The sequence below is a fragment of the Streptomyces sp. NPDC002386 genome (assembly GCF_053593175.1).
Map to the genome: position 1 here is coordinate 295,227 of NZ_JBSFBX010000003.1, position 24,037 is coordinate 319,263.

Here is a 24,037-nt window from a genome sequence, read left to right on the forward strand (position 1 = left end):
GAACATCGAGTCTCAGGACGGGAGCGGACCGTCGTTGGGGTCCGCGTGCGGGCCGTCACCGCCCGGAGCCCGGTGTCCGGACCGCGGTGTAGTCCTGCCCCGGGTGCAGAACGCCAGCACGGCGGCCACGCATGCCAGCACGACGCCTGCCTCGATCCGTGTGGTGAAGACCAGGCCCGTCTGCTGGGACAGCTGGAAGGCGGCGATGGGATAGAGCGGCAGCAGGGCGACCAGTCCGGCCCAGGCCGCCGGGCGGCTTCGTGGGGCCGCGAGACCCGCAGCAAGCAGCATGGCCAGGTCCGTCACGCCCCAGACGTTCGAGCCGGGAACCTTGTTCAGCACCACCAGCGCCAGAAGAGCCGCGGCCGCGACCGACCAGGCCGTACGGTCGCCCGGTCCGGGGGTCAGGTGCAGCGGGGCCACCCACAACAACGCGCAGGCCAGGAGCGGCCCTGCGGTCCCGGCGAGCAGCCACGACGCGGAGCCCTGGTGCGCGTGCGACACGGCCACGGCCCCCGACCATGCGGTGGCTGCCGCGGCGGCCGTTCCCAGGCCTCTGGCCGCTGGGATCCGTCCGGCCAGCAGGGCGGTCAGTGCGAGCGCCGCGAGGGCGACGCCGGCCAGCGCCTGGTAGATGCCGAAGGCCTGCTCCATCTGGTCCCAGCTCAGCACGCGCCGGAACATGTCGGCCTGGAGGATCCTGAACGCCAGATCTCCGGCGATGCTCAGTGCCAGGGCAAGGGGGACGAGGCCGGCAAGTGCTTTGCCACGGGCGCTCTCGGCGCCGAGCCCCGCCCGCAGCCGCAGCCCGTGCGCGGCCAGCGAGGCTGCCTCCGCCATGTGCGCGGCCCGGCCTCGACCGGCGGAGGCGGCGAGCGCCGCGTCCTCCAACTCTTCGCCCATCTCGGCTCGGTAGGGGGCGGGGTGGAGCCGGACAGCCAGGCGCAGGAGTACGGTGCTCATCCCGTCACCCCCTGGGCGCCGCCCGCGAGGCGTCCCAGTCGGCGGCGCGCCTCGCGGGCCACCTCCTCCATCCGCTGCACCTCGGCGTCCAGCACTGTCGTGCCGGACGGGGTGAGCGCGTACACGCGCCGGGCCCGGCCGTCGACGACCTCTTCGCGTTCCACCCGCACCAGCCCTTCCTCCAGCAGTCGGTCCAGCGCCCCGTACAACGTGCCTGCCCGCAGACGTACCCGGCCCTGCGACATCTGCGCGACCTCGGCGATCAGTGCGTACCCGTGCCGGGGTGCGTCGGCCAGTGCGGCCATCAGCAGCAGCGTCGGCTCCCGCATCGGCTGCCGGCCATCCCTGTTAGTCATGAGCGTTATATATATCGCATGACTGACTATCGAAGGGTGGATTCGGTGATCATTCTTGGCAGCCACGAGGAAGGGACGACCGAACCGGAGGACGTCAGGGGGTGAGGCTGCCGCTCTTGATGCCGCTGTTCTGGACGAATTCGAGCGACATGCCCCACAGGACGGCTTCGAACACGACGGCCAGGATCACGGCGCTCCAACACAGGACGCGTGCCCAGCGCGGAAGTTGGAACCACTCGTGGTCGGGGGCGGGCGGGGTGCGGAAGAGCCACAGCCACCGGATGGCGCCGGCGCGGATGCCGACCGCTGCCAGGGTCAGCGCCCAGTGGGCGGCGTGGCTGTCGATCGCCGAGGCCAGCAGTGCGGCGAGCCAGTTGGGCACCAGCAGCCAGGCGGCGGCGGTCCACTTCTGGCTGCGGCTCCACCACGGCGAGAGGCACATGGCCAGAATGCCGCCGCCGGTCAGGAGGACAACGGGGAGGTTGAGAACGTCGTGCACCTCATCGGAGGAGGAGAGCTGGTTCACGAAGCTCAGCAGACTGCCCGCCACCAGAAGCCACACGATCCGGCGAGGACTGGACCAGGCGGAAGGCTTCCTCGCAGCCAAGTGGCCGTCGACGGCGTCGGCGTGATGACGCGTTTCGTGGTCGGAGGGATTCACGGAGGTTCCTCTCGGAGCAGGATCGAGTGACGTGCTGAGGGCAGGGCAAAGCACCGCGTGTCTCGCAGTGAGCTGTTACCGGGCGGCAGGCTCTTACGGACGTGCGGGGGGTGTGGCCCAGGGACCGGAGGCGGTGGGATTACGGCGCCATGCCAGCGCGCAGGCGGCGCGCTGGCCGCGGGGGCGAGGTGCGCCCGGCGGACCCAGCCGCGAAGGGCTGTACCGGATCCGCCAGGTCGTCCCGGCGCGGGAAACGGCGCGACGAGGCCGGCGCCACCCGGGAAACTACGCGGTGCGGCGGCGCAGAACGCGCAGGGCAGCAGCGACAAGCAGGGCGGCGAGCGCCAGGACGAGCACGCTGGAGGCGATCTGATAGCCCCAGTAGTCCCCGGAATCAAGGGAGTTGATGAGGTAGGAGTCCTGCGGGAGCAGGTCGTCGAACTGCAGGCCGAGCACGCCGCCGGGGTGGAAGCCGTGAACCTTGGAGAAAATCCAGGGGTCGGCCAGCAGGACCGCTCGTGAGCGGACCAAGAGGGCGGCGAGCAGCCAGGTGAGAGCGGGGGCGGCGACGACGGCGAGCCAGGAACGGCGCAGCACAGTCCCCGTCCAGGCTCCGGCGGCGACGCCGAGCACGACGTATGCGAGGGTGACGGGCCCGACGGTGAAGTAGGCGGTCTGCTGGTCGGCGCCGTGGACCAGCAGGTCGAGCCGATAGGCGTGGACGGCGCTGCGCTGGTACAGGACGACGAGCGGCAGGGTCAGCAGGACGAGGAGCGCCGCGAGCGTGGCCCAGCGGGTGGTGAACCAGCGCCGAGGCGTGACGGACTGGGTCAGGACCAGGGTGACAAGGCGGCTCTCCCACTCCCGGGCCGTCAGGAGGCCGGCAAGCGCCGCGGACCAGAGGGCGGGCCGGAAGACGATCGAGCTGTTGTCGGACAGCAGCTTCGCGGTCTTGTTGTGGGCGTCGTCGACGTAACGCCCGAAGTGGTAGGCGTGGCTGCCGACATGGTCGCGCAGCGCCACCGCGTCGGCCCAGCCGTCGTAGTGGTACACCAGTTCCGCTCCGGTGCGTGCGGCCAGGACCAGGAGGATCGCGAGGGGGATCCAGTACTGCCGAAGGGCAGTCCGCACGAGCGGCAGACGGCCGCCCGGGAGGGGGGACTTCAGTCCGGAGGCTATGGCGGGGGCGGGGCTCATGCGGCGGATTCCTTGGTGAGCAGTGAGGCGGAGGGAGTCGTTCGGGGGACTTCGCCGGTGGCCAGATGGGCGAGGATAAGTTCCTCCAGCGAGGGCGTCCTCACCTCCCATTCCGCGGACAGTGGAGCGCCGGAAGGCCGGATCAGCACGCTGATGCCGCGGCCGGCCGGTCGGGACTCGATCACGGTGTGCCCGGCCAACTGCTCCACCGGTCCCGGAAGGGTGACGACAGCGTGCGAGGCGGTGAGCTCGTCGATGTCGCCGCACAATCGGGTCGCGCCCTGATCGAGCACCAGCAGGTGGTCGCAGGCGTCCGCGAGCTCACTGATGATGTGGGAGGACATCACCACCGTGGCGCCTGTGTCGGCCACATGCGCCAGAAGCAGGCCCATCAGCTCCTGGCGGGCCACGACGTCGAGGTCCGCCATGGGTTCGTCGAGCAGGAGCAGGTCCGCCCGCTTGCCGAGGGCGAGAGCCAACGCGACACGGGTGCGCTCGCCGCCCGACAGGTCGCCGATACGGTCGCTCTTGTGGAATCGGGCGGGGGCGGCGACACGCTCGGCCAGTTCCGCGTCCCAGTTGTCGCCGTTGAGACGGGCACCGAGGCGTAGCGTCTCATCGACCGTGAACCGCGTGAACATCGGCCGGTGCTGGGCGAGATAGGCCACGCGGGGGTGACCGACACGCGGCATGCCACCAAACACTTCGATGGCGCCCGCGGTGGGCCGCTGCAGGCCGGCGGCCAGTTCCAGCAGGGTGGACTTGCCCGCGCCGTTGGGTCCGACGAGGGCGCACACCACTCCGGCGGGTATGCGAAAACTGCATTCGTCGAGCACGTCCGAGCCCCTGCGCCGGTACCGCTTGGTGACACCCACGGCGGCGAGTGCCGCGTCAGGGCTGGGGGGATGCGACATCGGGTTCCTTCGACACGTAGAGATCTTCGAGTACGGCACCGAACAGTGCTGTCAGGTCATCGCGCTCCAACCCGGCGGCGCGGGCCCGTGAGGCGACGTCGGCGAGTTCGGCACGCCAGGGGGAGTCGGCGGTGGATGCGCCGAGCGTGCCGGTCACGAACGTCCCATGCCTGCGCCGGGTTTCGACCAGGCCCTGGGACTCCAGCTCGCGATACGCCTTGAGCACGGTGTTGGGGTTGAGCGCCGTGGCCTCGACCACGGCACGGGCGGTCGGCAGCCGGTCGCCCGGCTCCAGCAGCCCCAGACGCATCGCTTGCTGGACCTGCTGGACGATCTGCACGTACGCGGGGATACCGCCGCGCCGATCGATCCGGAAATCGAATCCCACGACCCCAACCCCCATTGAACTAATGAACTACTTGAATAGTGCATTGAAAGATCCGTGCACGTCAAGCCGGGTTCGGCGATCGAATCGGGGGGAGGCGCGAGGTCCGACTCTGCGGACCGGGACACCAGGAGGCGCGCCCTTCCCGGGTCGCGGCGCTCACGAAATAGCCGATGGCCGAAGGCGCGCCGGTCGTCAGCCACATCTTCGGCTGGACGCCGGCGGGGCACGGAGGGCGGACGCCGACAGGATCGCGCCGCGCAACATGCTGACAGTTGCGTCGGGAAAGTGCTTGATGCTGACGCGAGTGTCGGCAAGTGATGCCGGCTCTGTATCCGATCCGTGGAGTGATGTCAGAGATGTTCACTGTGATGAACCGGATCCCGTTCCGGCGGCGGCTGCCGACGGGTTCGAGGACCAGTTCGGGGCGAGCATGGGCCAGTACCTGGCCGGTGTGGAGGGCCTTCTCTCGGCCCGTCTGCTGCGGTCGCAGAACGAGGGAGGCGTGTACGTGGCGGTGATGGACTTCACCTCCAAGGACGCCTTCAGCGCCTGGATGCAGTCGCCGTCCTTCCGTGCGGCGCACCAGTCCTCCTCACCGGACATGGCGGGTGCGATCGAGTCCTTCGAGACCGTCGTCGCCGTCGGCGCCTGAGCAGAGCGGGTATCCACGTGTTGCTCGCCCTACGCGACCTGCGGTTCGCCCGTGGTCGCTTCGCTCTCATCGGTGCCGTGGTCGCGATGATCGCGGTCCTCGGTGTCATCCTGTCCGGCCCCGCCTCAGGTCTCGCGGACTCCGGCGTCTCCGCCCTGCGCGGACTCCCGGCGACGCATCTGGCATTCGACAAGTCAGCCTCCGGCGAGCTGTTCTCCCGCTCCATCGTCACCAAGGCCACGTGGCAGCGGCGGGCCGCGCAGCCGGACGTACGCAAGGCCGAGCCGCTGGGACAACAACTGGTCCACGCCCAGCTGACCGGCTCCCGGGCCAAGCAGCTGGACCTGGCGGTCTTCGGAGCGGAGCCCGAGGGCTTCCTCGCCCCTTCCCCGACCTCGGGCAAGCCCTTGTCCAAGTCGTCCGCCAACGGCGTCCTGATCAGCCAGGACATCGTCAAAGAAGGTGTCCGCGTCGGTGACCGGCTCACCGTCGGCCAGGCCGGCACCCCGCTGACCGTCGTCGGCACGATCGGCCACGCCTCCTTCGGCCACGTCGGCGCCGTCTACGCGCCGCTGCCGTTGTGGCAGAAGCTGCACTACGGCCTGCCCGGCGAGATCCCGGCCGCCGCAGCCGGACAGGCAACCGCCGTGGCCCTGCAACTCGACTCCTCCGCCGATGTCTCTGCGATCGACAAGCGGCTGGGCACGCAGACCGTCGACCAGGCGGGTGCGTTCGCCGCCTCGCCCGGTTACACCGCCGAGTCCAGCACCATGACGCTGCTCCGCGGCTTCCTGTACGCCATCTCCGCTCTGGTCGTCGGCGCCTTCTTCTCGGTGTGGACCATCCAGCGCCGCCAGGAGATCGCCGCGTCTTCGGTCAGGTGCTGAAGGCTGCTCCCGAGCTACATCCATCCGGGAGAGGTCGTGTCACCGGACAGGTCAGGAGTTGCCGTACCCGTGGCACTTGTCGCCGTAGCCTGCCGTGCAGTCGCGCTTGTTCTTGACCTTGACCGTGACGTCCTCGTGGGCGCCGAAGATGACGTACGGGCCGGTCACCGGGTTGTCGGGGAGGGCGTAGCCGTCCGGGACGGCGGTCTCGCGCAGGTAGTACGTGCCGTACGCGAGGGGGTCGAAGTCACAGGTGCCCCTGCGGTCCGTGGTGCATTTGGTGCCCGTCAGGGTGTCCGGGGTGCGGCCGTTCGTCTGCAGCCCGGGCCGGCCGTTCGACTCCTTCCACAGTTCGAACACAGCGCCTGCCAGCGGTCGCCCGGTCTTGGTGTCGGACTTCTTCAGATGGAGTGAGCCATCGTGGTCCTCTGGCGTCTTGGTGTCCTCCGCGGTGACGGAGACGCCGGTGTCGACATTGTCGTCGGTGAGAACCAGCGGACCGAACACGGCAGGATTAGGCAGGTCATAGCCGTCGGGAGCGGCCGTTTCCTGCCAGTAGTACGTCCCCGTCGGGACGGTCTCCCCGCAGGTGCTGGCCGCACCCGTCACACACGGATCACCGACCTTGGTGTCAGGGTTGATACCGGTGGTCTGCAGGCCGGCGGTGCCGTTGGTCTCCCGCCACAGCTGGAACTCCGCACCACGCAAGGGGGCACCGGTGTCGGCGTCGACCTTCCTCACCCGCACCCGGCCCTCGCCGGGGGTCACGGGAGTCTTGGTGTCGTTCGCGGTCACGGAGACGCCGGTGTCGACGTTGTCATCGGTGAGGACCAGCGGGCCGAACACCGCGGGGTCGGGCAGGTCATAGCCGTCGGGCGCGGCCGTCTCCTGCCAGTAGTACGTCCCCGTTCTCCGAAACCCATCGCGACCGCGTCACGGTGCTGCCACACTCACGCCCATGACCGACGACAGCGCCAAGAGCCTCGACGGAGCCATCGGCACCCACGTCCACGCCATCACCTACGAAGTGATGGACTGGGCGACAGAGGCACTGCCGGCGCACGTACCGGCGGACAACCTGAAGAAGCTGAAGCTCGCCGCAGGCGAGCATCTCGCGGCGATGCTGACGACTGCCTATCTCGGCATCGTGCCGGCCGCCGTAGACGTCCACGGCGGCGTGGATCTCGTCTACCGCGTGGCGGACTCCGACGGCGACGCGCTGTCGTCGCTGCTTGGCCGCAACGGTATCGAGTTCGCCGACTTCGAGGTGAAGTCGATACCCGGTGACTTCCGCGAGCACGACGCAGCGGCCTCGCGGGCACTGGAACGAGGTGAGGAGCCAGGCACTCATTGGTCAACGTTCGTGTCAGCGAACAATGTTGTCGAGGCGGCCCAGCCGATGATCGCCAAGGCTGCGAAGCAGTTGCGGTACAAGTCCTCGCCCGACAGGGCCCGGGTGGTGTTCATCGTCTCCCACTTCTTCGACCGGCCCTACGTGGAATGTCTCGACCCGCTGATCGCGCACACCCTGACTGCCCCAACGCTGCCAGACGAGATCGACGCCATGTGGGTGTTCTTCGCGCCCACGCACCTGGTGGTGTGGTCGGCTACCGAGCAGCGCTGGACGCAGCTTCTTCTCAGCAGTTTTAAAGAAGACGGGACGGCCCCGGAGGTCGACTTCGGCATGGAGCTGCTGCAGCACTACGAGGGGCTGTTCCTGGAGCGGGCGGGAATCGACGGGCCCTCGCCCTTCTTCTACGGCCTCGTGGCTGGTGAGCTCGCATCTGCGGTTGACGCAGAGTGACGGCCGCCCGAGATACGAGGCACCTCAATATGCGAGCTCACCAGTCTCACACCCCAGCAGGCTGTGAACGCACCAACTGCCTGACGGGGTACTGGGGTGAGTCCGAAAATCACCAATAGTTGATCTTGGTGTTCCGGCTAGCCTCGCTGACCTCTGAGGAGGAGCGGAACGGTCAGTAGCGAGTGCTGGTTATGCGCGGCAGCGGGAGTCAGTCAGTGCCAGGGCCAGTCAGACGGCTCGGGATTTGGCCGCCCCAGCACGCCGCCCTGTGACTTGTACGCACCATGACGGAGTAGTACGGACTGTGCGCCCTGTGGGAGGGTAGATACGACGGTCCCAGGATGGGGAGCGCCCCCCGCCGGACAGGGCGGAGGGCGCTCATACCGCTACTGGGCGAGATGCCCCGGCTCACCGGTTATGAGCCGGGGCATCGTCACGACCGGGACCAGACGAATTCCCGGATCGTGCGTGCCGTCCAGTACGCGGCGGATGCCACCGGCCCGAGCCAGAGGCGGATACGTTCCCGTACCGCCCGCCAGTCCACCTGCGGCTTCCTCCGCTTGCCCATCTCGTCCTCCCGGACGTCGGGGGACCGGCCGGATGCCGGGCCCTCGCGCGAGGGGCCTGGATAGGCCGCCCCCGGGCAAGCAGCACTGACCGTACAGGACTTGACGGGCCGTTACTCAATCGTCACCCTCAAAGGATCGAAGGGCAGAGGGCAGGCTTCGTTCTCGCGGCTTTGCCAGCCCATCGCAGGCGCGCGGGCCGGATCCCGTCTCCGGTGCGGGTGGCCGTGCCGTCTGGGTAGATCAAGTTCTAGGCGGTCGGAGTAGTTCCCTGGCAGCACGCGTTCCTTGTCATGTGCTGGGCGCCCCGCAAGTCGCCGGGGCGCTCACACTTGGGGCAGCATCCATCCTTGTCCAGTCGGACGTGCCCCGTACTGCTTCCGCTCGGATGTACTACCCGGACGCCCTTCGGAGGGCGAGGCGCTGTGCCCGTCCCGCCCCCACACCACAGGCACGGATGGCCCGACGCCATCGCGCCGAAGGCCCCGTCATCCCAATAGATGCTGTGCCCACAGGAATGCCGCACATGGAAAACCACATCAGCCATGCCGGCAGCCTACTTGCGCTATCGCCCGGGTCAGGGGTGCGCGGGGTCGGCACACGCCATCCGTAGCGAGTCCCGTGGCCTACGGTACGGGCCTCAACTCGTGCAGGGGAGAGCGTGGAGAGCACGGACCCTATGCGACACCGGCTGTCGCCTGGAACTGGCGGACGACGGCTCGGCGGCCCCGGCTGACCTCGATCAGGCCGTCCTTCTTCAGCTGGGTGAAGGCCCGGTGCGCGGTACCGACCGAGACGCCGTGGGCCTGCGCGATGTCGCCGACCGTGGGGACGTCCTCGCCGGGGAGCATCGTGCCGTCCTTGATGGCGTCCGCGAGTTCCTGTGCGATCACTTCCCAGGGAGCGAGCTCACACGGCGGGGCGGCCTCGGCTTTGATGGTCTTGCCGATGGGGCCCACGGCCGTGTCCGGGCGGGCCTGCACGGCTGCCTCGCACTGGCCGCACAGGGCCTCGGCGCCGTCCTCGGTGACCACGAGCATCGCCCACAGCGATTCGTTGCCGCACTCGCAGAGCAGACGGAGCCCGTTGACGACGGTGGTGACCGGCTGTTCGGCGAGTAGCCCTTCCGGCACCGGGAGCTGCTTGGCGAAGGCGGTGACGGCCTGGCGGTCGGAGGTGGCCAGGAAGGCCGCGTAGTACTTGAGCGTGGTCGCACCTCCGCCGCCGTGCCCGACGCGGCCGGCGACCGTTCGTACGTCGGCACCGGCGCCCAGGAGCTCGGTCACGTTGTACGCACGGAGGTCCTTCAGGCGGTGGGTATGGATCTTCAGTTTCTCCGCGAGGCGGCGGTAACGCTGGCTGACGCTCGACGGCACGAGCGGGGCGGTGCTGTCGGCTTCGCCGGAGAATACGAAGGCATCACGGGCGAGTTCGCCGCCGAGCGCTTTGCAGCGATCCTCGGCTCGGGCCCGGTGGGCGGCCAGGACGGAACGCGTGATCACGTCGATGGCCTGCTTACGGCGCTGGTGGGTCTTGGTGTCCTTGATCCTGCGACCGTTGTTGGAGTGCTTCACGAAGAGTTCGAGGCGGTCGAGGCTGATGTCCGACCAGCGCAGAGCGCACATCTCGCCGCGGCGTGAGCCGGTGACCATCGTCATGAACAGGAACGTTCCCCACTCCAGGTCCCGCTGCCAGGCAGTGTTCAGAACTAGGGCTGCCTCATCGGGAGTGGGCGGGTCGGGGTTCGGCTTGGGTTGGGATGGCGGCTCGGCGAGGGCCGCCACGTTCGTCGTCACGTATCCCCAGCGCAGGCCGCGGTTGAGGGCCGGGCGCAGGATGAAGTGAATCTTGCGGACGGAGTTCGGGGCGAGTGGCTCGCAGAGGTGCTTCTGCTTCGTCTTGGGGTCGGTCTTGCCGTTGCGCCGGCCTTCGCACTGTTCCTGGCACTGGCGGAGGCGGGCGTAGAAGAGCTCCAGCATCTCGGCTGTCAACTTGCCCGCCTTGAGGTCGCCGAACGTGGGCTTGAGGTAGTTGCGGATGATGCCCTCGGCCCGTTCGTACGACGTCTCGTCGAGTTCGGCGACGCCGAGCCAGCGATCGAGCAGGAAGGACAGGGTCACCTGCGTCTTGGGGTGGCGCTTCTCGTCGACCTGGTGCAGGAGCTTCGTGCGGACCTTCTCGGCCTCGGTCTCCGTCTCGGCCTGCTCGTGGAGGTAGATGTCCTTCTTCGTGAGCGGGTCGCGCCCGGCGTAGACCCGGACCTGGAAGCCTGCCCCGTTGGGGCGGATGCTGCCGCGCTGACGTCGCTTGCTCTTGCTGTTCGCCATGGTTCTGGAACCTATTCATGGTTAATGCCATGGCTACGACGAACAGCGCGCCTACCTCAGAGAGGTAAACGCGCTGGTCAGACCTGGTGCCCCCGGCAGGATTCGAACCTGCGACACCCGCTTTAGGAGAGCGGTGCTCTATCCCCTGAGCTACGAAGGCGCTGTACTCGGTCCACAGGGTACCGGATCAGGGCGGGGCCGTGGATCAGGACGGGGGGACGTGGGTGAAGCGGGAGGCGGTGTGGAGGTCGGTCTGGATGTGGTCGGCGGTGGCGCGGAGGGCGGGGAGCAGGTCCGTCACGCAGTTCTGGAGGGTGCGGCGGGCCGCGTGCGTGGCCACGTTCACCGCGGCGACCGCCCGGCCGGTCCGGTCGCGTACCGGTACGGCGATGGAGCGCAGCCCTGATTCCAGTTCCTCGTCGGCCAGGGCGTAGCCCCGGGCGCGGATCTCCGCGAGGTCGGGGGGCAGGGGGCCTTCGGTGTCCGCGAGCAGGACGCGGCCCAGGGAGGTGCCGGCGGCCGGGAGGCGGGCGCCGACCGCGATGTCCACCGTCAGTACCCGGCTCGCGCCCGCGCCGGCCGTGTACTGGATCTCCGTTCCGGTGCCGGGTGCCAGGACCGCCAGTGCCGTCGGCTCGTGGAGGCGGTCGGTGAGGGCCCTGAGGTGGGGCGTGGCCAGGCGGGGGAGTGTGGTGCGGGAGAGCGCCGGGAAGCCCAGGTCCAGGACGCGCGGGGTGAGGGTGAAGGTGCGGGGGTCGGGTCCGGTGGTCACCAGGCCCAGGTGCTCGTAGGTGATCAGTGCCCGCCGGGCCGTGGCCCGGGCCAGGCCGGTCGCCCGGGCCACTTCGGTCAGCGGCAGTGCCGAGCGGCCCTCGCCGAAGGCGGTCAGTACGGTCAGACCCCGGGCCAGGGACTCGATGAACTCGCGGCCCAGTTCGTGCTTGGACGCCGTGGTCCAGGCCGCCAGGCCCGAGGGTGCCGGGCCGGGTTCCGGCGGGGGCGCCTGGCGCAGGTCGGCCTCCATGGCCGCCACCGCCGCGCGCAGGCGCGGCAGCAGGGTGGTGCGCAGGTCGGCCGCCGTGTGCCGGCTGGTGTGGCTGACGACGCTCGCCACGCACGCCACCCGGCCGGTCGCGGGGTCCCGCACCGGCACGGACACCGCGACGAGGCCCGGCTCGATCAACTGGTCGTCCAGCGCCCAGCCATCCCGGCGGGCCTGCGCCACCCTCGCCCCGAAGTGCGTGGAGTCCGCCGAGTCCGTCGAGTCCACCGAGGCCGTCAAGTCCGTTGACGGGATCGCAGGTTGAGGGGGGACGGCGGGGAAAGCCGCGTTCGTCGGGTCGGCCGACAGCCGGGTTCGCCAGCGCGTCCAGTCGACTTGGTCCCACTCGGCCGCGAACAGCGCTCCCGGCGCGGTGCGTTCGGCCGGCAGCAGGTCGCCGATGCGGAAGCTCACGGACATCGCGCGGCGGCGGGTCGCCTGGTGGATGAAGCGGACGCCGTCGAGGTCGGCGACCGCGAGGGACACCGACTCGTCCAGTTCGTCGGCGAGGGCGTCCGCGCGGGCGTCGAGCAGGGCGGGCAGGCGCAGCGCGGCCAGGTAGGCGTTGCCCAGCTCCATCACGCGGGGGGTGAGGACGACGTCCCGGCCGTCGGGGCGGACGTATCCCATGCGGGCCAGGGTGGCGGTGATCCGGTCGACCGTGGAGCGGGCGAGTCCGGTGGCCCGTTCCAGCGCGCTCGGGCTGAGGGTCCCGCCGGCCTCGGTCAGTTGCCGCAGCACGGCGATCCCGCGCATGAGCGGCGCGACCGCCTCGGCCGGCGGGCCGGGCACGGCATCCTGGTCCAGGGCGGTTCTCGTGGGCATCGGGTCGGTTCTCCGGTCCGGTACGGCGGTGTGCTGCGGGAACGCCTACGGTAGACCGCCCGGTGCGGTGCCCGGCCCGCAACGTGTCGCGGCCGCTCACCGGCCGCTCGCCGACCTCTCACAGGCCGCTCCCGGCTACCTCCGGGTGACCCCCACCTTGAACTCCCCGTCGCGGCCCGTCGCCTTCATCTCGACCGTTATCCCGTGGCCCGGGTCCTTGAAGGACTCGCCGGTGGTGAACGGGGCGTCGGAGAGTTCCGCCTGGACGTTGGGGCTGCGGGTGCAGCCGCCGCTGTGACGGTGGGCGTCGTAGACCGTGATCGGGCCGCGCCCGGTGTCCACGGTGGCGTCGACCTTGTATATGAGGATGCCCGGCTCGCACACCGCCTCGTCGTTGCCCCCCGGCGCGCGCAGCTCCAGTGCGTAGGCGCTGCGCCGGTCTATCGGTATGAGGACCAGCTTGCCGCCGCCCGGCCGGTACAGCGGTGTCAGCGTGTATTCGGTGTGGCCGGGGCGGGTCGCGCAGCCGACCTGGGTGCCGTCCAGCCAGCCCAGTTTCCACTTGTGCCAGCCGAGGAGGTCGTTGTTGACGCCCCAGTCCTCGCTCATGATGTCCCAGTGGCCCACCGCCGAGCCGCCCTCCTGGGTGTAGAGGTCGGGCAGCCCGAAGGTGTGGCCGTTCTCGTGGGGGAGCACCCGATAGCCGGTGCGGCCGTAGGAGCCGGAGCCGTCGTCCTGGCGGGAGTAGACGAAGGACGCGTTGGCGACGACGACGCCGTCGGCGACCGGGGCGTCGGAGTTGCCGGCGAAGGTCACGGACAGCACCGTGTCGAGGGCGGAGGGGCCGGCGTTGGGGGTGACCAGCACGTTCAGCAGGTCGTACGAGCGGAAGTCCACGTCGGGGTCGGCGGCGGCCACCATGTCCTGCACGAGCTGACGGTAGCCGGGGTCGAAGGGGGCGCCGCGCTCTATGCCGTACGCCCTGAACGGTTTCGGCATGCGCAGCCAGCCGGATATCGGGGTCTCGGGGCGGTAGTCGAGCCGGCCGTAGGACGCCGTGCGGAACCATTCCTGGGTCTGCGGGAAGAACTCGTGGAAGCGGTCCTGGGCGCTGCCCTGCCCGGGCGCGTCGGAGAAGTCGATCATCAGGGTCAGGGCGCGGACCGTGCCGGTGGAGCGGGAGTAGCCGACCGGGGTGGGGACGCCTTCCGTCATCTGCACGTCCATGCCGCCGCGGATCATGCAGGGGGAGAGGGCGGAGGAGCGGACCAGGCCGGTGGGCCCGGCGGTGGAGGACGCCGTCAGCTGACCGGTCCCGGCCGAGGTGCTGACCGCGAGGGTCAGGACGGTCACCGAGGCCAGGGCGGCCGCCCGGCGCGGGCGTATGCGGCGGCGTGGCGACGGCGGCTGCATGCATGGACCTCCCGCTCCACGGCAGCCGCGCAAGCGGCGACTGCACCCTTGTGATCACCCTGGGTCGACGGGCCGGAGGGCGCGCGCTGGGGCAGCCGATCGTGGGAATCGCGGGAGCGGAAGGTGTGAGCCAGGTCACGGAGAAGTTTTCGGCGTGCGGGAAATAACCGGGGACGCGTTCCCCGTTTAGACCTGTGTCCGCGCGAAACGGGGAGCGATTCCCCGGATCGCCAGCCACTCAGACCAGGAGTACACCGTGCAGACCGCCCTCTCCGCGCCGCGCAAGGCGCCCCGGCCCCGCGCCGACGCCCTGCGCAACCGGGAGCGGATCGTCACCGCCGCCCGGGAGATGTTCGTCGAGCACGGCCCGGACGTGCCGTTCGACGAGATCGCCCGCCGGGCCGGCGTCGGCAACGCCACGGTGTACCGCAACTTCCCGGACCGCGACGCCCTCGTCCGCGAGGTCGTCTGCTCGGTCCTCGACCGGACCGTACGGGTCGCCGAACAGGCGCTGTCCGAGGGCGGCGACGCGTTCGAGGCGCTGGAGCGCTTCGTGCACGCCGCCGCGGACGAGCGGATCAGCGCCCTGTGCCCGATGGTCACCAGCACGTTCGACCAGCACCACCCCGATCTCGAGGCGGCCCGGGAACGCGTCGAGCGCATCGTCGAGGACCTCATGGACCGGGCCAAGGCGGCCGGGCTGCTCCGTACCGACGTGGGTGTCGGTGACCTGATGGTCGCCGTCGCCCAGCTCAGTCGGCCGCCGGCCGGCACGGACTGCTGCAGCGTCGACCGATTCGCACACCGTCATCTTCAGTTGTTCCTGGACGGTCTGCGGTCTCCGGCCCGCTCCGTCCTGCCGGGCACGGCCGTGACCATGGAGGACCTCCGCAGAGTCTGACCGCACCGTCCGGCTGGTCACTCGGACCGGGCAGCCGGACCCGTCGGCCCGACCTATCGGTACCGGGCCGCGCGCCGGTCCTGACTCACCACACCTACAGCACTCACCGCACTCAGCACTCCCAGCACCCCGAGCGCGTGTGGCGCCGCCGGCACCGCACCGCGCCGGAACCGAGCTTCCGGCCGTCGCCGCAGATGCCGACGCGCCGCCCGATACCTACGTCTTTTTCCGTCACGAAGTCCCGAAGTGGGTACCTCCATGTCCGAAACAGCCCTCAAGGCTCCCGGCGCCACCGCACCGAGCGGTGACGCCAACCGCTGGAAAGCGCTCGTCTTCATCGCGCTCGCCCAGCTGATGGTCGTCCTCGACGCCACCATCGTGAACATCGCGCTGCCCTCCGCCCAGACCGACCTCGGCATATCCGACGGCAACCGGCAGTGGGTCGTCACCGCCTACGCCCTCGCCTTCGGCGGTCTGCTGCTCTTCGGCGGCCGCGTCGCCGACCTGTGGGGCCGCAAGCGCGCCTTCGTGCTGGGCCTCGGCGGTTTCGCCGCCGCCTCCGCGCTCGGCGGTGCCGCCACCACCGGCACGATGATGTTCGGCGCCCGCGCCCTGCAGGGTGTCTTCGGCGCCCTGCTCGCCCCGGCCGCGCTCTCCCTGCTCGCCGTGATGTTCACCGACGCCAAGGAGCGCGCCAAGGCGTTCGGCATCTACGGCGCGATCGCCGGTGGCGGTGGCGCCGTCGGCCTGATCCTCGGCGGTTTCCTCACCGAGTACCTGGACTGGCGCTGGACCTTCTTCGTGAACGTCCCGTTCGCCGTCGTCGCCGCGCTCGGCGCCTGGTTCGTCATCCGTGAGCCGGAGGGCGGCCGCAACCGCTCCCCGCTCGACGTCCCCGGCGTGATCCTCTCCAGCCTGGGCCTGTTCGCGCTCGTCTACGGTTTCACCCGCGCCGAGTCCGACGGCTGGGGCGACATCGTGACCGTCGCGATGTTCGTCGCGTCCGCGCTGCTGCTCCTCGCCTTCGTGCTGGTCGAGTCCCGGGTCAAGGCCCCGCTGCTGCCGCTGCGCGTGGTCACCGACCGCAACCGCGGTGGCATCTACCTCTCCCTCGGTCTCGCGATCATCGGCATGTTCGGCCTGTTCCTCTTCCTGACCTACTACCTGCAGGTCGTGAAGGGCTACTCGCCGGTCAAGACCGGTTTCGCGTTCCTGCCGATGGTGGCGGGCATGATCACCGGCTCCACCCAGATCGGCACCCGGCTGATGACCCGCGTCCCGGCCCGGCTGCTGATGGGCCCCGGCTTCCTGGTCGCCGGGTTCGGCATGCTGCTGCTGACGCAGATGGAGATCGGCTCGTCGTACGCGACGCTGCTGCTGCCCGCGATGGTGCTGCTCGGCCTCGGCATGGGTACGGCGTTCATGCCGGCCATGTCCCTGGCCACCTCGGGCGTCGAGCCCCGGGACGCCGGTGTCGCCTCCGCGATGGTCAACACCTCGCAGCAGGTGGGCGGCGCGATCGGCACCGCCCTGCTGAACACCATCGCGGCGTCCGCGAAGACCTCGTACATCAAGGACCACATCGCCGGTGCGGCCACCAAGCCGCAGCAGCAGCTCGTGGGCCTGCAGGGCATGGTGCACGGCTACAGCACGGCGATCGGCTTCGCTGTCGGCATCCTGGCCCTCGCCGCGCTGATCGCCTTCACCTTCGTCAACGCCGGCCGCCCGGGCTCCACCCCGGTCGCCTCCGGCGAGGGCGTCGAGGACGAGATTCCGGTGCCGGTGGTGGCCCACTGACCGGCCGTTCGGTGACCCACCGGGCGCTGTGCACGGTGGGTCAGCGGAGCCAGGGAAGGTCCGCACCCGCTTCGTCGGGCTGAAGGCCCTCGGCGACGATCTCCATGATCTCGCCGAGGGCCTTCTGCTGTTGCGGGCTCAGCCGCTCGAACAGCGCCTGGCGTACGGCGGCGACATGGCCCGGCGCGGTCCGCCCCAGCACCTCGGCGCCCTCGTCGGTGAGCACCGCGAACTGGCCGCGCTTGTCGGAGGGGCAGTCCTCACGGCGGACCCAGCCGTTCTTCTCCAGCCGGGCGATGGCGTGGGAGAGCCGGGAGCGCGTGATCTTGGACTTCATCGCCAGTTCGGTCATCCGCAGCCGGCGGCGCGGGGCCTCGGCGAGGCTGACGAGGAGCCCGTAGTAGATGTGCGGCATGCCCGCGTCGCGCTGGAGCTGCCGGTCCAGGTGGTCCTCCAGCAGGGTGGTGGCGTGCAGGTAGGCGCGCCAGACGCGCTGCTCCTCGTCGGTGAGCCAGCGGTGCCGGCCGGCGGAGTCCGTTGCCGTGTTCATGTGTCCCACTGTACGAGGCATCTCCTTGAAACTTGAACAAGTCGGGCGTAGGGTGGAGCCGAAAGCTTGAGACTTAAAGCACCTTTCGTGCCTGGGCGGGTGTGTCTCACAGTGACCGAGCACCGGGAGCCGCCGTCATGTCCGCCGCACCGCAGGAGACGTCCGCTGCCGGGCGGGAGCGCATGCCCGCCCTCTACCTCAGCCACGGCGCCCCGCCGCTCGCCGACGACCCCGTCTGGCCGGGCCAGCTCGCCGCCTGGTCGGCCGGCCTGCCGCGCCCCAAGGCGATCCTCATGGTCTCCGCCCACTGGGAGGAGGCCCCGCTCGCCCTCGGCGCCGTCGAGACCGTCCCCCTCGTCTACGACTTCTGGGGCTTCCCCGAGCACTACTACCGGGTCCGGTACGCCGCCCCCGGCGCGCCCGAGCTGGCCGCATCCGTTCGCAAGCTGCTGCGCGCCCCCGGTGTCCCGGTCCAGGACATCCCCGACCGCGGCCTCGACCACGGCGCCTACGTGCCGCTCGTCGAGATGTTCCCGGACGCCGACATCCCCGTCCTGCAGATCTCCATGCCGACCCTCGACCCGGTCCGGCTGATGGACATCGGCCGCAAGCTCGCCCCGCTGCGCGACGAGGGCGTGCTGATCGTCGGCTCCGGTTTCTTCACCCACAACCTCGCCGCCCTGCGGCACACCGGCGGCGGCGTGCCGGCCTGGTCCGCCGAGTTCGACGACTGGGGCCGCCGGGCCCTGGAGGCCCGCGACTGGGACATCCTGCTGGACTTCCTCCGCAAGGCCCCGGCCGGCCGTTACGCCCACCCGCGCACCGAGCACTTCGCCCCGCTCTTCGTGACCATGGGCGCGGCCGAGGCGGGCGGCGGACTCGACGCGCAGAAGTCGGTGATCGACGGGTTCTGGATGGGGCTGGCGAAGCGGTCGCTGCAGTTCGGGTGAGCGCGTCCCCGGGGGCCGGCTATCCGAGGGGGGCCTGCCCGAGGTCCTTCTCGTACCAGGCCACGTCCCAGTAGCGGCCGAACTTGCGGCCCACCTCCCGGTAGGTGCCGACGTGCCGGAAACCGAAGCGGGCGTGCAGCCGCCGCGAGGCCTCGTTCGGCAGCGCGATGCCCGCGTAGGCGCGGTGCAGGTCCTCGCCGGCCAGCGCCTCGAAGAGGGCGCCGTAGAGCAGGCTGCCGATGCCGCCGCGGCCGGCCCCCGGGGCGACGTACACGGTGGTCTCCACGGAGGTGGAGTAGGCGGGCTTCGCGCGGTAAGGGCTGGATGTGGCGTACCCCAGAATCCGCTGTGAGTCCGCCGCCGTGGCAACCATCAGGCGGTACGGGCCGTCTTCCGGGTGGGAGAGCAGCCAAGGGCGGCGCTCTTCCGCGGTGAAGACGGCCGTGTCGAATGTGATCGCTGTCTCACGCACATAGTGGTTGTAGATCTCCGTGAGGGCATCGAGATCCCCCTCGACCCCCGGCCTGACCTGCACCTCTGTGTGTGCCGACGGCATTGCGCCTCCCCGTGTGGCCGACAGGGTACTGCATGATCAGAAAAATTGAGGGTCGGTGTGGGAATTCTGTCCGGATTCCAGTCGTTGTTTCCCTCGGATGCGGGGCACACGAGGAGAGTCCCAAGGAGTCGGATCCGCGGGGCGAAACCGTTCGATGTCGAGCGTCCGAAGGATCACCCGCCAGCCCACCATCGCAAGGGAGCACGCATGGCAACCCGTGCCGTCGCCCGTCGTAAGTCCGCCACCGGCGAGACGGCCGACTCGGCAGGCAGTGTCCGCGCCCACGCCGGCGAGATCGCCGATCGCGACCTGGTCGGCATGTACCTCGACGAGATCGCGCGTACGCCGCTGCTCGACGCGGCCAAGGAGGTCGAGCTGTCCCAGACCATCGAGGCGGGTGTGTTCGCGCGGCAGGTCCTCGACGGCGAGGAGGAGTCGAAGTCGGACGCCACCCGCGAGGAGCTGCAGGCCCTGGTCGACGCCGGTGAGCGCGCCAAGGACGTCTTCATCCGCTCCAACCTCCGCCTGGTCGTGGCGGTGGCCCGGCGCTACCCGCGCAGCGGCCTGCCGCTGCTGGACCTGATCCAGGAGGGCAACGCCGGTCTGGTGCGCGCCGTCGAGAAGTTCGACTACCGCAAGGGCTTCAAGTTCTCGACGTACGCCACCTGGTGGATCCGCCAGGCCATCACCCGCTCGATAGCCGACCAGTCCCGCACGATCCGGCTCCCCGTCCACCTGGTGGAGGAGCTGGGCCGTATCCGCCGTGTCCAGCGCGAGTTCAACCGCGAGCACGGGCGCGATCCGGAGCCCGCGGAGATCGCCGCCGAGCTGGGCTCGACGCCGGAGCGCGTGACCGACGTGCTCGACTGGTCCCGTGACCCGGTCTCGCTGAACATGCCGGTGGACGACGAGGGCGAGACCCAGTTCGGCGACCTGCTGGAGGACACCTCGGCGGTCTCCCCGGAGCAGTCGGTCCTCACGCTCCTGCGCAGCGAGGAACTGGACGACCTGATCGGCCGCCTGGACCAGCGCACGGCCTCCATCATCAAGATGCGGTACGGCATCGAGGACGGCCGCGAGCGCACGCTGACCGAGGTCGGCAAGGAGCACGGCCTGACCCGCGAGCGCATCCGTCAGATCGAGAAGCACGCGCTGCTCGAACTGAAGAAGCTCGCCCGTGGCACCGGCTTCGACGCGGCGGCCTGACCGGCCGGCGTACGACCGCGCACACCCGGTGGCGAAAGACGGCGCAAACATGGCGCGGTACCGTCGCTTCAACTCCCGGGCCCGAGGGAAAAACCATTGCGGGCCCAGGAGTTGGACTTGCACCGAGGGGCCGCACTCCCAGCCGTAGTACCCACCCCCACATGACGCACGTCGGGCATCGACCGGATGCCCGGTGCGTGAGCCACGTTCCGCGCCACCCCCCCCGGCGTCGGAACGTTCCCGAGCCGGGCCCCGGCGCCTACCCCCCCAGGCGCCGGGGCCCGGCCTCATGCCGGAACGGCGGGCCACCCCGTACCTGAACCCCGGGGTGGCCCGCTCGAATGGCAGATTCTGCCATACCGGCATAGCCTGCCGAGGTGAGCACCCCCAGCACCACCGGTAACACCGCCCACCAGCCTGTTTCCGCCACGGCCCCGATGTCCCTGACCGAACGCCGCAAGGCCGAGACCCGCATGGAGATCGCCCGCGCGGCGGCCGCGCTCTTCGTGCGCCAGGGCCTGCGAGGCACGCGCGCCGAGGACATCGCCCAGGCCGCGGGCATCGCCCCGCGCACCTTCTACCGCTACTTCGCCTCCAAGGAGGAGGCGGTGGCGCCGCTGTACGCGGCGGGCGCCGAGCTGTGCATCCAGGCGGTCCGCGACGCCCCGCCCGGCCTCTCCGTGCCGGAGGCCCTCCGGCATGCGGTCGAGTACACGCTCAGCCCCGGAGTGGGCGTGTCGGCGGCCTCGTGGGAATGGGTCCGCACCCTGATCCGGCTGGCCGACGCGAGCCCCGCGCTCGGGAAGGTGTGGGCGGAGGTCTGCCGGATGTCGGAGTCCGCGCTCGCGGAGACCCTGGCGGAACGGCTGGCGCCCGCGGACTCCGGGGAGGCCGCGGCCTCCGGGGCTCACCGGGATTCCGCGGAGCGGGCGGAGTCCGCCGAGGACGACGTTGCCCGGCCGCCGGCGGTCCCGCCGCACCTGCGTCTCACGGCGGCGGTGGCCGGAGCGGCGATCCGCGTGGCCGTCGAGTCCTGGGCCACCACCACCTACCCGCCCACCGGCCCCGACGGCCCCGCGACCCTGGCCCTCCGGAACCTGACGGCCCTGGAGAACTACGCCTGGCCGGAGACCTCCCCGTCACCCGGTTCCTGACGTCACCCCGAGCCGCGGGTATCGGCCCCCGGCTGCGAGCATGCGTGCCGCCGGGGGCGGCACGGGCGGGGACGGGGGAGGCGCCCCGCAGGCGCGGGCAAGCGTCCCCCCGCCCCGCCCCGCCCGGTACCGGGCGCCCAAGAGCCCCGCCCGCCGGCGCCCTTACGCTCCCCCCGCCCCCGCCCGACTCAACCGCCCGCCCAACTCCCGCACACAGGAGACGAGTTCCTCGGGCCCCCGAACCAGGAACTCACATCCCACCATCGCCAGCCGCACGGCCAGCGACTCCACCGGCTCCCCGCTCGTCCCCCGCAGCACACACCCCCCGCCGCCATCCGCCTCCGGCACCCCGACCCACCCGGGCACCCGCGCGGCGACCTCCCCCACCGCCCCGGCGAACCACACCTCGAACGCGTACGTGTCCTGCCCCCGTCGCCGGATCGAGCGCCGCAGGTACTCCGCAGCGTCCCCCTCCGGCAGCTCCCGCGGAGCGAACCGGACACCGGTCGCGAACGGCTCCCGGACCCGGTCCACGCGGAACGTGCGCCAGTCCTCCCGCCCCAGGTCGTACGCGACGAGGTACCACCGCCGTCCCGTCGAGACCAGCCGGTGCGGCTCCGTCAGCCGTCGCGACTCGCCGCCCTCCTTGTCCCGGTAGGCGAACCGCAGCCGCTCCCGCCCCGCCACCGTCGACGCCATCACCGTCAGCGTCTCCGGCGCGATGCTCGCCCCGTCCCCACTGGTGAGCGGCGTCGTCGCGGCCTGCAGTGTGGAGACCCGGTGGCGCAGCCGGGCCGGCAGCACCTGCTCCAGCTTCGCGAGCGCCCGCACCGAGGCCTCGTCCACCCCCTCCACCGCGTGCCCGGCCCCGGCCCGCAGTCCGACCGCGATCGCCACCGCCTCCTCGTCGTCCAGCACCAGCGGCGGCATGGCCTTCCCCGCGACCAGCCGGTACCCGCCGTCGGAGCCCTGGGTCGCCTGCACCGGATAGCCCAGCTCCCGCAGCCGGTCGATGTCGCGCCGCACGGTGCGGCGGGACACACCGAGCCGGTCGGCCAGCTCACCGCCCGGCCACTCGCGCGGTGTCTGCAGGAGGGACAGGAGCTGGAGGAGCCGGGCCGGGGTGTCCGTCGTCATGCTGATGAGCATGCCGCAGAACTAGGACACGATCTGACCTATTGGGGTCCTAGCTTGGATGCATGACCTCCACGGAACAGACCCTCAGTGCCGGCCGGGCCCCGGCCCGGCCGTCGGCCGACCGCCGCCGCTGGTTCGCGCTGGCGATCGTGATGGCGGCGGCCTTCATGGACCTCGTCGACGTCACGATCGTCAACATCGCGATCCCCTCGATCCAGAAGGACGCGGGCGCCTCGCTCGGCCAGATCCAGTGGATTACGGCCGGCTACGCCCTGGCCTTCGCGGCGGGCCTGATCACCGGCGGCCGGCTCGGCGACATCCACGGGCGCCGGAAGCTGTTCCTCCTCGGCATCGGCGGCTTCACCCTGGCCTCCGCCCTGTGCGGCTTCGCCGCCAACCCGGAGATGCTGGTCGCCTCCCGCATCCTGCAGGGCGGCATGGCGGCCCTGATGGTGCCGCAGGTCCTGTCGATCGTGCACGCCACCTTCCCCGCCCATGAGCGCGGCAAGGTCTTCGGCCTGTTCGGCGCGGTCGTCGGCCTCGGCGCGGTCTCCGGCCCGCTGCTCGGCGCCCTGCTGACCGAGTGGAACCTGTTCGGCCTCGAGTGGCGGCCGATCTTCCTGATCAACCTGCCGGTCGGCGTCGTCGCCTTCCTCCTGGGCCGCCGCTTCATCACCGAGTCCAGGGCGCCCAAGGCGCTGAAGCTGGACCTCGTCGGCGTCGCCCTGGTGACGCTCGGCCTGCTGATGCTGCTCTACCCGCTGACCCGCGGCCGTGAGCTGGGCTGGCCGCTGTGGGGCTACGTGTGCATGGCCGGCGCGCTCGGTGTGTTCGCGGCGCTCGTGGCCTACGAGCGCCGCAAGGCCGCCCGCGACGGCTCGCCCCTGATCGAGCTGTCCCTGTTCCGGGTGAAGAGCTTCGCCGCCGGTATCGCCGTGCAGACCGTCTTCGGTGTCGCGCTCGGCATCTTCTTCCTGGTCTGGACGCTGTACATGCAGATCGGCCTGGGCTGGAGCCCGCTGCGGGCGGGCCTGACCGGGGTGCCGTTCTCGCTCGCGGTGTCCACGGCGGCGGGGATGTCGGTGCAGAAGCTGGTCCCGCGGTTCGGCCGCAAGGTGCTGCGGTCGGGTGCGCTGTTGATGGCCGCCGGCGTGCTCCTCTACATCTGGGAGTCGCACCGCTACGGCCTCTCCATCGCCTCCTGGCAGATGGCGCTGCCGCTGGTCGTGATGGGCGCCGGCATGGGGCTGATCGTCGCTCCGCTGACGGACGCGGTGCTCTCGGAGGTGCCGCGTGAGCACGCCGGGTCGGCCTCCGGACTGATCAACACCGTGCAGCAGATGGGCAACGCGCTGGGCCTCGGCCTGGTGTCGGTCGTCTTCTTCGGGGTGATCGGCGACCGGCTGACCCCGGCCCAGGTGGGCCCCGCCTTCGTGAACGGCTTCCAGCACGCCCTGTGGTGGGTCGCCGGGATCCTGGGCGCGATCTTCCTGCTGATGTCCGCCCTGCCGAAGCGCCCGGCGCAGCACGTGGAGGGTTCCGCCGGCGCCCCGGCGGCGGAGAAGGAGCCCGAGCTGGCGGCCTGAGCGGGTGGCCCTGGCGGGCGGCGAGGAAGGGCCCGGCACCGGGGAGGTGCCGGGCCCTGCGCCGTGTCCGGGCCGCCGGGCCTCCCCGGTCCGCCTCCGTCTGCCTCGGTCCGCGGTGGAACGAGCCGTGACGGACGGAGCTCGAAGTCCGTTCATGCCCGAGTCATGCCCGAACCTGTTTACTTTCCGGAATCCCGGGCGTAGC

22 protein-coding genes and 1 tRNA gene are annotated in these 24,037 nt (G+C 70.7%); 9 read left to right on the plus strand and 14 right to left on the minus strand.

Annotated elements, in window-relative coordinates; all coding sequences use genetic code 11:
* Positions 1-12: 12 nt before the first annotated feature.
* The 6 genes from ACWCPN_RS08470 to ACWCPN_RS08495 all read right to left on the minus strand — a co-directional run bounded on the left by ACWCPN_RS08470 (position 13) and on the right by ACWCPN_RS08495 (position 4,494).
* On the minus strand, positions 13-963 hold the full coding sequence (locus tag ACWCPN_RS08470) for a hypothetical protein (protein ID WP_451203499.1): 951 nt from the start codon (positions 961-963) through the stop codon (positions 13-15).
* Positions 960-1,319, minus strand: coding sequence for a PadR family transcriptional regulator (locus tag ACWCPN_RS08475; RefSeq protein ID WP_365479392.1), 360 nt, complete (start codon positions 1,317-1,319; stop codon positions 960-962). Before ACWCPN_RS08475 ends, ACWCPN_RS08470 begins: the two co-directional genes overlap by 4 nt.
* A gap of 94 nt (positions 1,320-1,413) precedes the next feature.
* Positions 1,414-1,980, minus strand: coding sequence for a hypothetical protein (locus ACWCPN_RS08480; RefSeq protein ID WP_451203501.1), 567 nt, complete (start codon positions 1,978-1,980; stop codon positions 1,414-1,416).
* Between the two features lie 285 nt (positions 1,981-2,265).
* Positions 2,266-3,177, minus strand: coding sequence for a hypothetical protein (locus ACWCPN_RS08485; protein ID WP_451203503.1), 912 nt, complete (start codon positions 3,175-3,177; stop codon positions 2,266-2,268).
* Entirely contained in the window at positions 3,174-4,091 is a 918-nt protein-coding gene (locus ACWCPN_RS08490; protein WP_451203504.1) for an ABC transporter ATP-binding protein, read from the minus strand. The genes ACWCPN_RS08485 and ACWCPN_RS08490 overlap by 4 nt, the downstream gene beginning before the upstream one ends.
* Positions 4,069-4,494: a GntR family transcriptional regulator gene (locus ACWCPN_RS08495; protein ID WP_451203506.1), complete on the minus strand. Its 426-nt coding sequence runs from the start codon at positions 4,492-4,494 to the stop codon at positions 4,069-4,071. The genes ACWCPN_RS08490 and ACWCPN_RS08495 overlap by 23 nt, the downstream gene beginning before the upstream one ends.
* Before the next feature lie 277 nt (positions 4,495-4,771).
* Between ACWCPN_RS08495 and ACWCPN_RS08500 the strand changes: the two genes are divergently transcribed.
* Positions 4,772-5,131 (plus strand): antibiotic biosynthesis monooxygenase family protein, encoded by a 360-nt coding sequence (locus ACWCPN_RS08500; protein ID WP_451203507.1) that lies wholly within the window; start codon positions 4,772-4,774, stop codon positions 5,129-5,131.
* A gap of 17 nt (positions 5,132-5,148) precedes the next feature.
* Positions 5,149-6,018: an ABC transporter permease gene (locus tag ACWCPN_RS08505; RefSeq protein ID WP_451203509.1), complete on the plus strand. Its 870-nt coding sequence runs from the start codon at positions 5,149-5,151 to the stop codon at positions 6,016-6,018.
* Positions 6,019-6,069: 51 nt separating this feature from the next.
* Here ACWCPN_RS08505 and ACWCPN_RS08510 read toward each other — a convergent pair whose 3' ends face one another.
* Positions 6,070-6,864, minus strand: coding sequence for an MSCRAMM family protein (locus ACWCPN_RS08510; RefSeq protein ID WP_451203511.1), 795 nt, complete (start codon positions 6,862-6,864; stop codon positions 6,070-6,072).
* Positions 6,865-6,976: 112 nt separating this feature from the next.
* On the opposite strand from ACWCPN_RS08510, the gene ACWCPN_RS08515 reads away from it, so the two are divergent.
* Positions 6,977-7,822 carry a hypothetical protein gene (locus tag ACWCPN_RS08515; RefSeq protein ID WP_451203513.1) on the plus strand — a complete coding sequence of 282 codons (846 nt, stop codon included), beginning with the start codon at positions 6,977-6,979 and terminating at the stop codon, positions 7,820-7,822.
* A 1,243-nt stretch (positions 7,823-9,065) separates the two neighbouring features.
* On the opposite strand, the gene ACWCPN_RS08520 is transcribed toward ACWCPN_RS08515, so the two are convergent.
* The 4 genes from ACWCPN_RS08520 to ACWCPN_RS08535 all read right to left on the minus strand — a co-directional run bounded on the left by ACWCPN_RS08520 (position 9,066) and on the right by ACWCPN_RS08535 (position 13,995).
* Entirely contained in the window at positions 9,066-10,715 is a 1,650-nt protein-coding gene (locus ACWCPN_RS08520; protein ID WP_451203515.1) for a tyrosine-type recombinase/integrase, read from the minus strand.
* 84 nt (positions 10,716-10,799) lie between these two features.
* Positions 10,800-10,875: transfer RNA gene (locus tag ACWCPN_RS08525), tRNA-Arg, on the minus strand.
* Between the two features lie 45 nt (positions 10,876-10,920).
* Entirely contained in the window at positions 10,921-12,582 is a 1,662-nt protein-coding gene (locus tag ACWCPN_RS08530) for an IclR family transcriptional regulator domain-containing protein (protein WP_451203517.1), read from the minus strand.
* A gap of 135 nt (positions 12,583-12,717) precedes the next feature.
* A complete protein-coding gene (locus ACWCPN_RS08535) occupies positions 12,718-13,995 on the minus strand; it encodes a M6 family metalloprotease domain-containing protein (protein WP_451203519.1) in 1,278 nt (425 codons plus the stop codon).
* A gap of 256 nt (positions 13,996-14,251) precedes the next feature.
* Between ACWCPN_RS08535 and ACWCPN_RS08540 the strand changes: the two genes are divergently transcribed.
* Both ACWCPN_RS08540 and ACWCPN_RS08545 read left to right on the plus strand, forming a co-directional pair.
* Positions 14,252-14,896: a TetR/AcrR family transcriptional regulator gene (locus ACWCPN_RS08540; protein ID WP_451203521.1), complete on the plus strand. Its 645-nt coding sequence runs from the start codon at positions 14,252-14,254 to the stop codon at positions 14,894-14,896.
* Positions 14,897-15,154: 258 nt separating this feature from the next.
* Complete coding sequence (locus ACWCPN_RS08545; protein WP_451203523.1) at positions 15,155-16,693, plus strand: MFS transporter; 1,539 nt, start codon at positions 15,155-15,157, stop codon at positions 16,691-16,693.
* A gap of 40 nt (positions 16,694-16,733) precedes the next feature.
* On the opposite strand, the gene ACWCPN_RS08550 is transcribed toward ACWCPN_RS08545, so the two are convergent.
* A complete protein-coding gene (locus ACWCPN_RS08550) occupies positions 16,734-17,243 on the minus strand; it encodes a MarR family winged helix-turn-helix transcriptional regulator (protein ID WP_451203525.1) in 510 nt (169 codons plus the stop codon).
* 137 nt (positions 17,244-17,380) lie between these two features.
* Here ACWCPN_RS08550 and ACWCPN_RS08555 point away from each other — a divergent pair, with 137 nt between their 5' ends.
* The gene (locus tag ACWCPN_RS08555) at positions 17,381-18,193 is read left to right on the plus strand and encodes a dioxygenase family protein (RefSeq protein WP_451203527.1); all 813 of its coding nucleotides are present in this window, start codon (positions 17,381-17,383) and stop codon (positions 18,191-18,193) included.
* 19 nt (positions 18,194-18,212) lie between these two features.
* Here the strand turns inward: ACWCPN_RS08555 and ACWCPN_RS08560 are convergent, their stop codons facing one another.
* Complete coding sequence (locus tag ACWCPN_RS08560) at positions 18,213-18,749, minus strand: N-acetyltransferase family protein (protein WP_451203529.1); 537 nt, start codon at positions 18,747-18,749, stop codon at positions 18,213-18,215.
* A gap of 207 nt (positions 18,750-18,956) precedes the next feature.
* Here ACWCPN_RS08560 and ACWCPN_RS08565 point away from each other — a divergent pair, with 207 nt between their 5' ends.
* A complete protein-coding gene (locus tag ACWCPN_RS08565) occupies positions 18,957-19,955 on the plus strand; it encodes a sigma-70 family RNA polymerase sigma factor (protein WP_451203531.1) in 999 nt (332 codons plus the stop codon).
* A gap of 473 nt (positions 19,956-20,428) precedes the next feature.
* Complete coding sequence (locus ACWCPN_RS08570) at positions 20,429-21,109, plus strand: TetR/AcrR family transcriptional regulator (protein WP_451203817.1); 681 nt, start codon at positions 20,429-20,431, stop codon at positions 21,107-21,109.
* 162 nt (positions 21,110-21,271) lie between these two features.
* On the opposite strand, the gene ACWCPN_RS08575 is transcribed toward ACWCPN_RS08570, so the two are convergent.
* Positions 21,272-22,246, minus strand: coding sequence for a helix-turn-helix transcriptional regulator (locus ACWCPN_RS08575; protein WP_451203533.1), 975 nt, complete (start codon positions 22,244-22,246; stop codon positions 21,272-21,274).
* Positions 22,247-22,308: 62 nt separating this feature from the next.
* Here ACWCPN_RS08575 and ACWCPN_RS08580 point away from each other — a divergent pair, with 62 nt between their 5' ends.
* Complete coding sequence (locus ACWCPN_RS08580; protein WP_451203535.1) at positions 22,309-23,832, plus strand: MFS transporter; 1,524 nt, start codon at positions 22,309-22,311, stop codon at positions 23,830-23,832.
* Positions 23,833-24,037 lie beyond the last annotated feature (205 nt).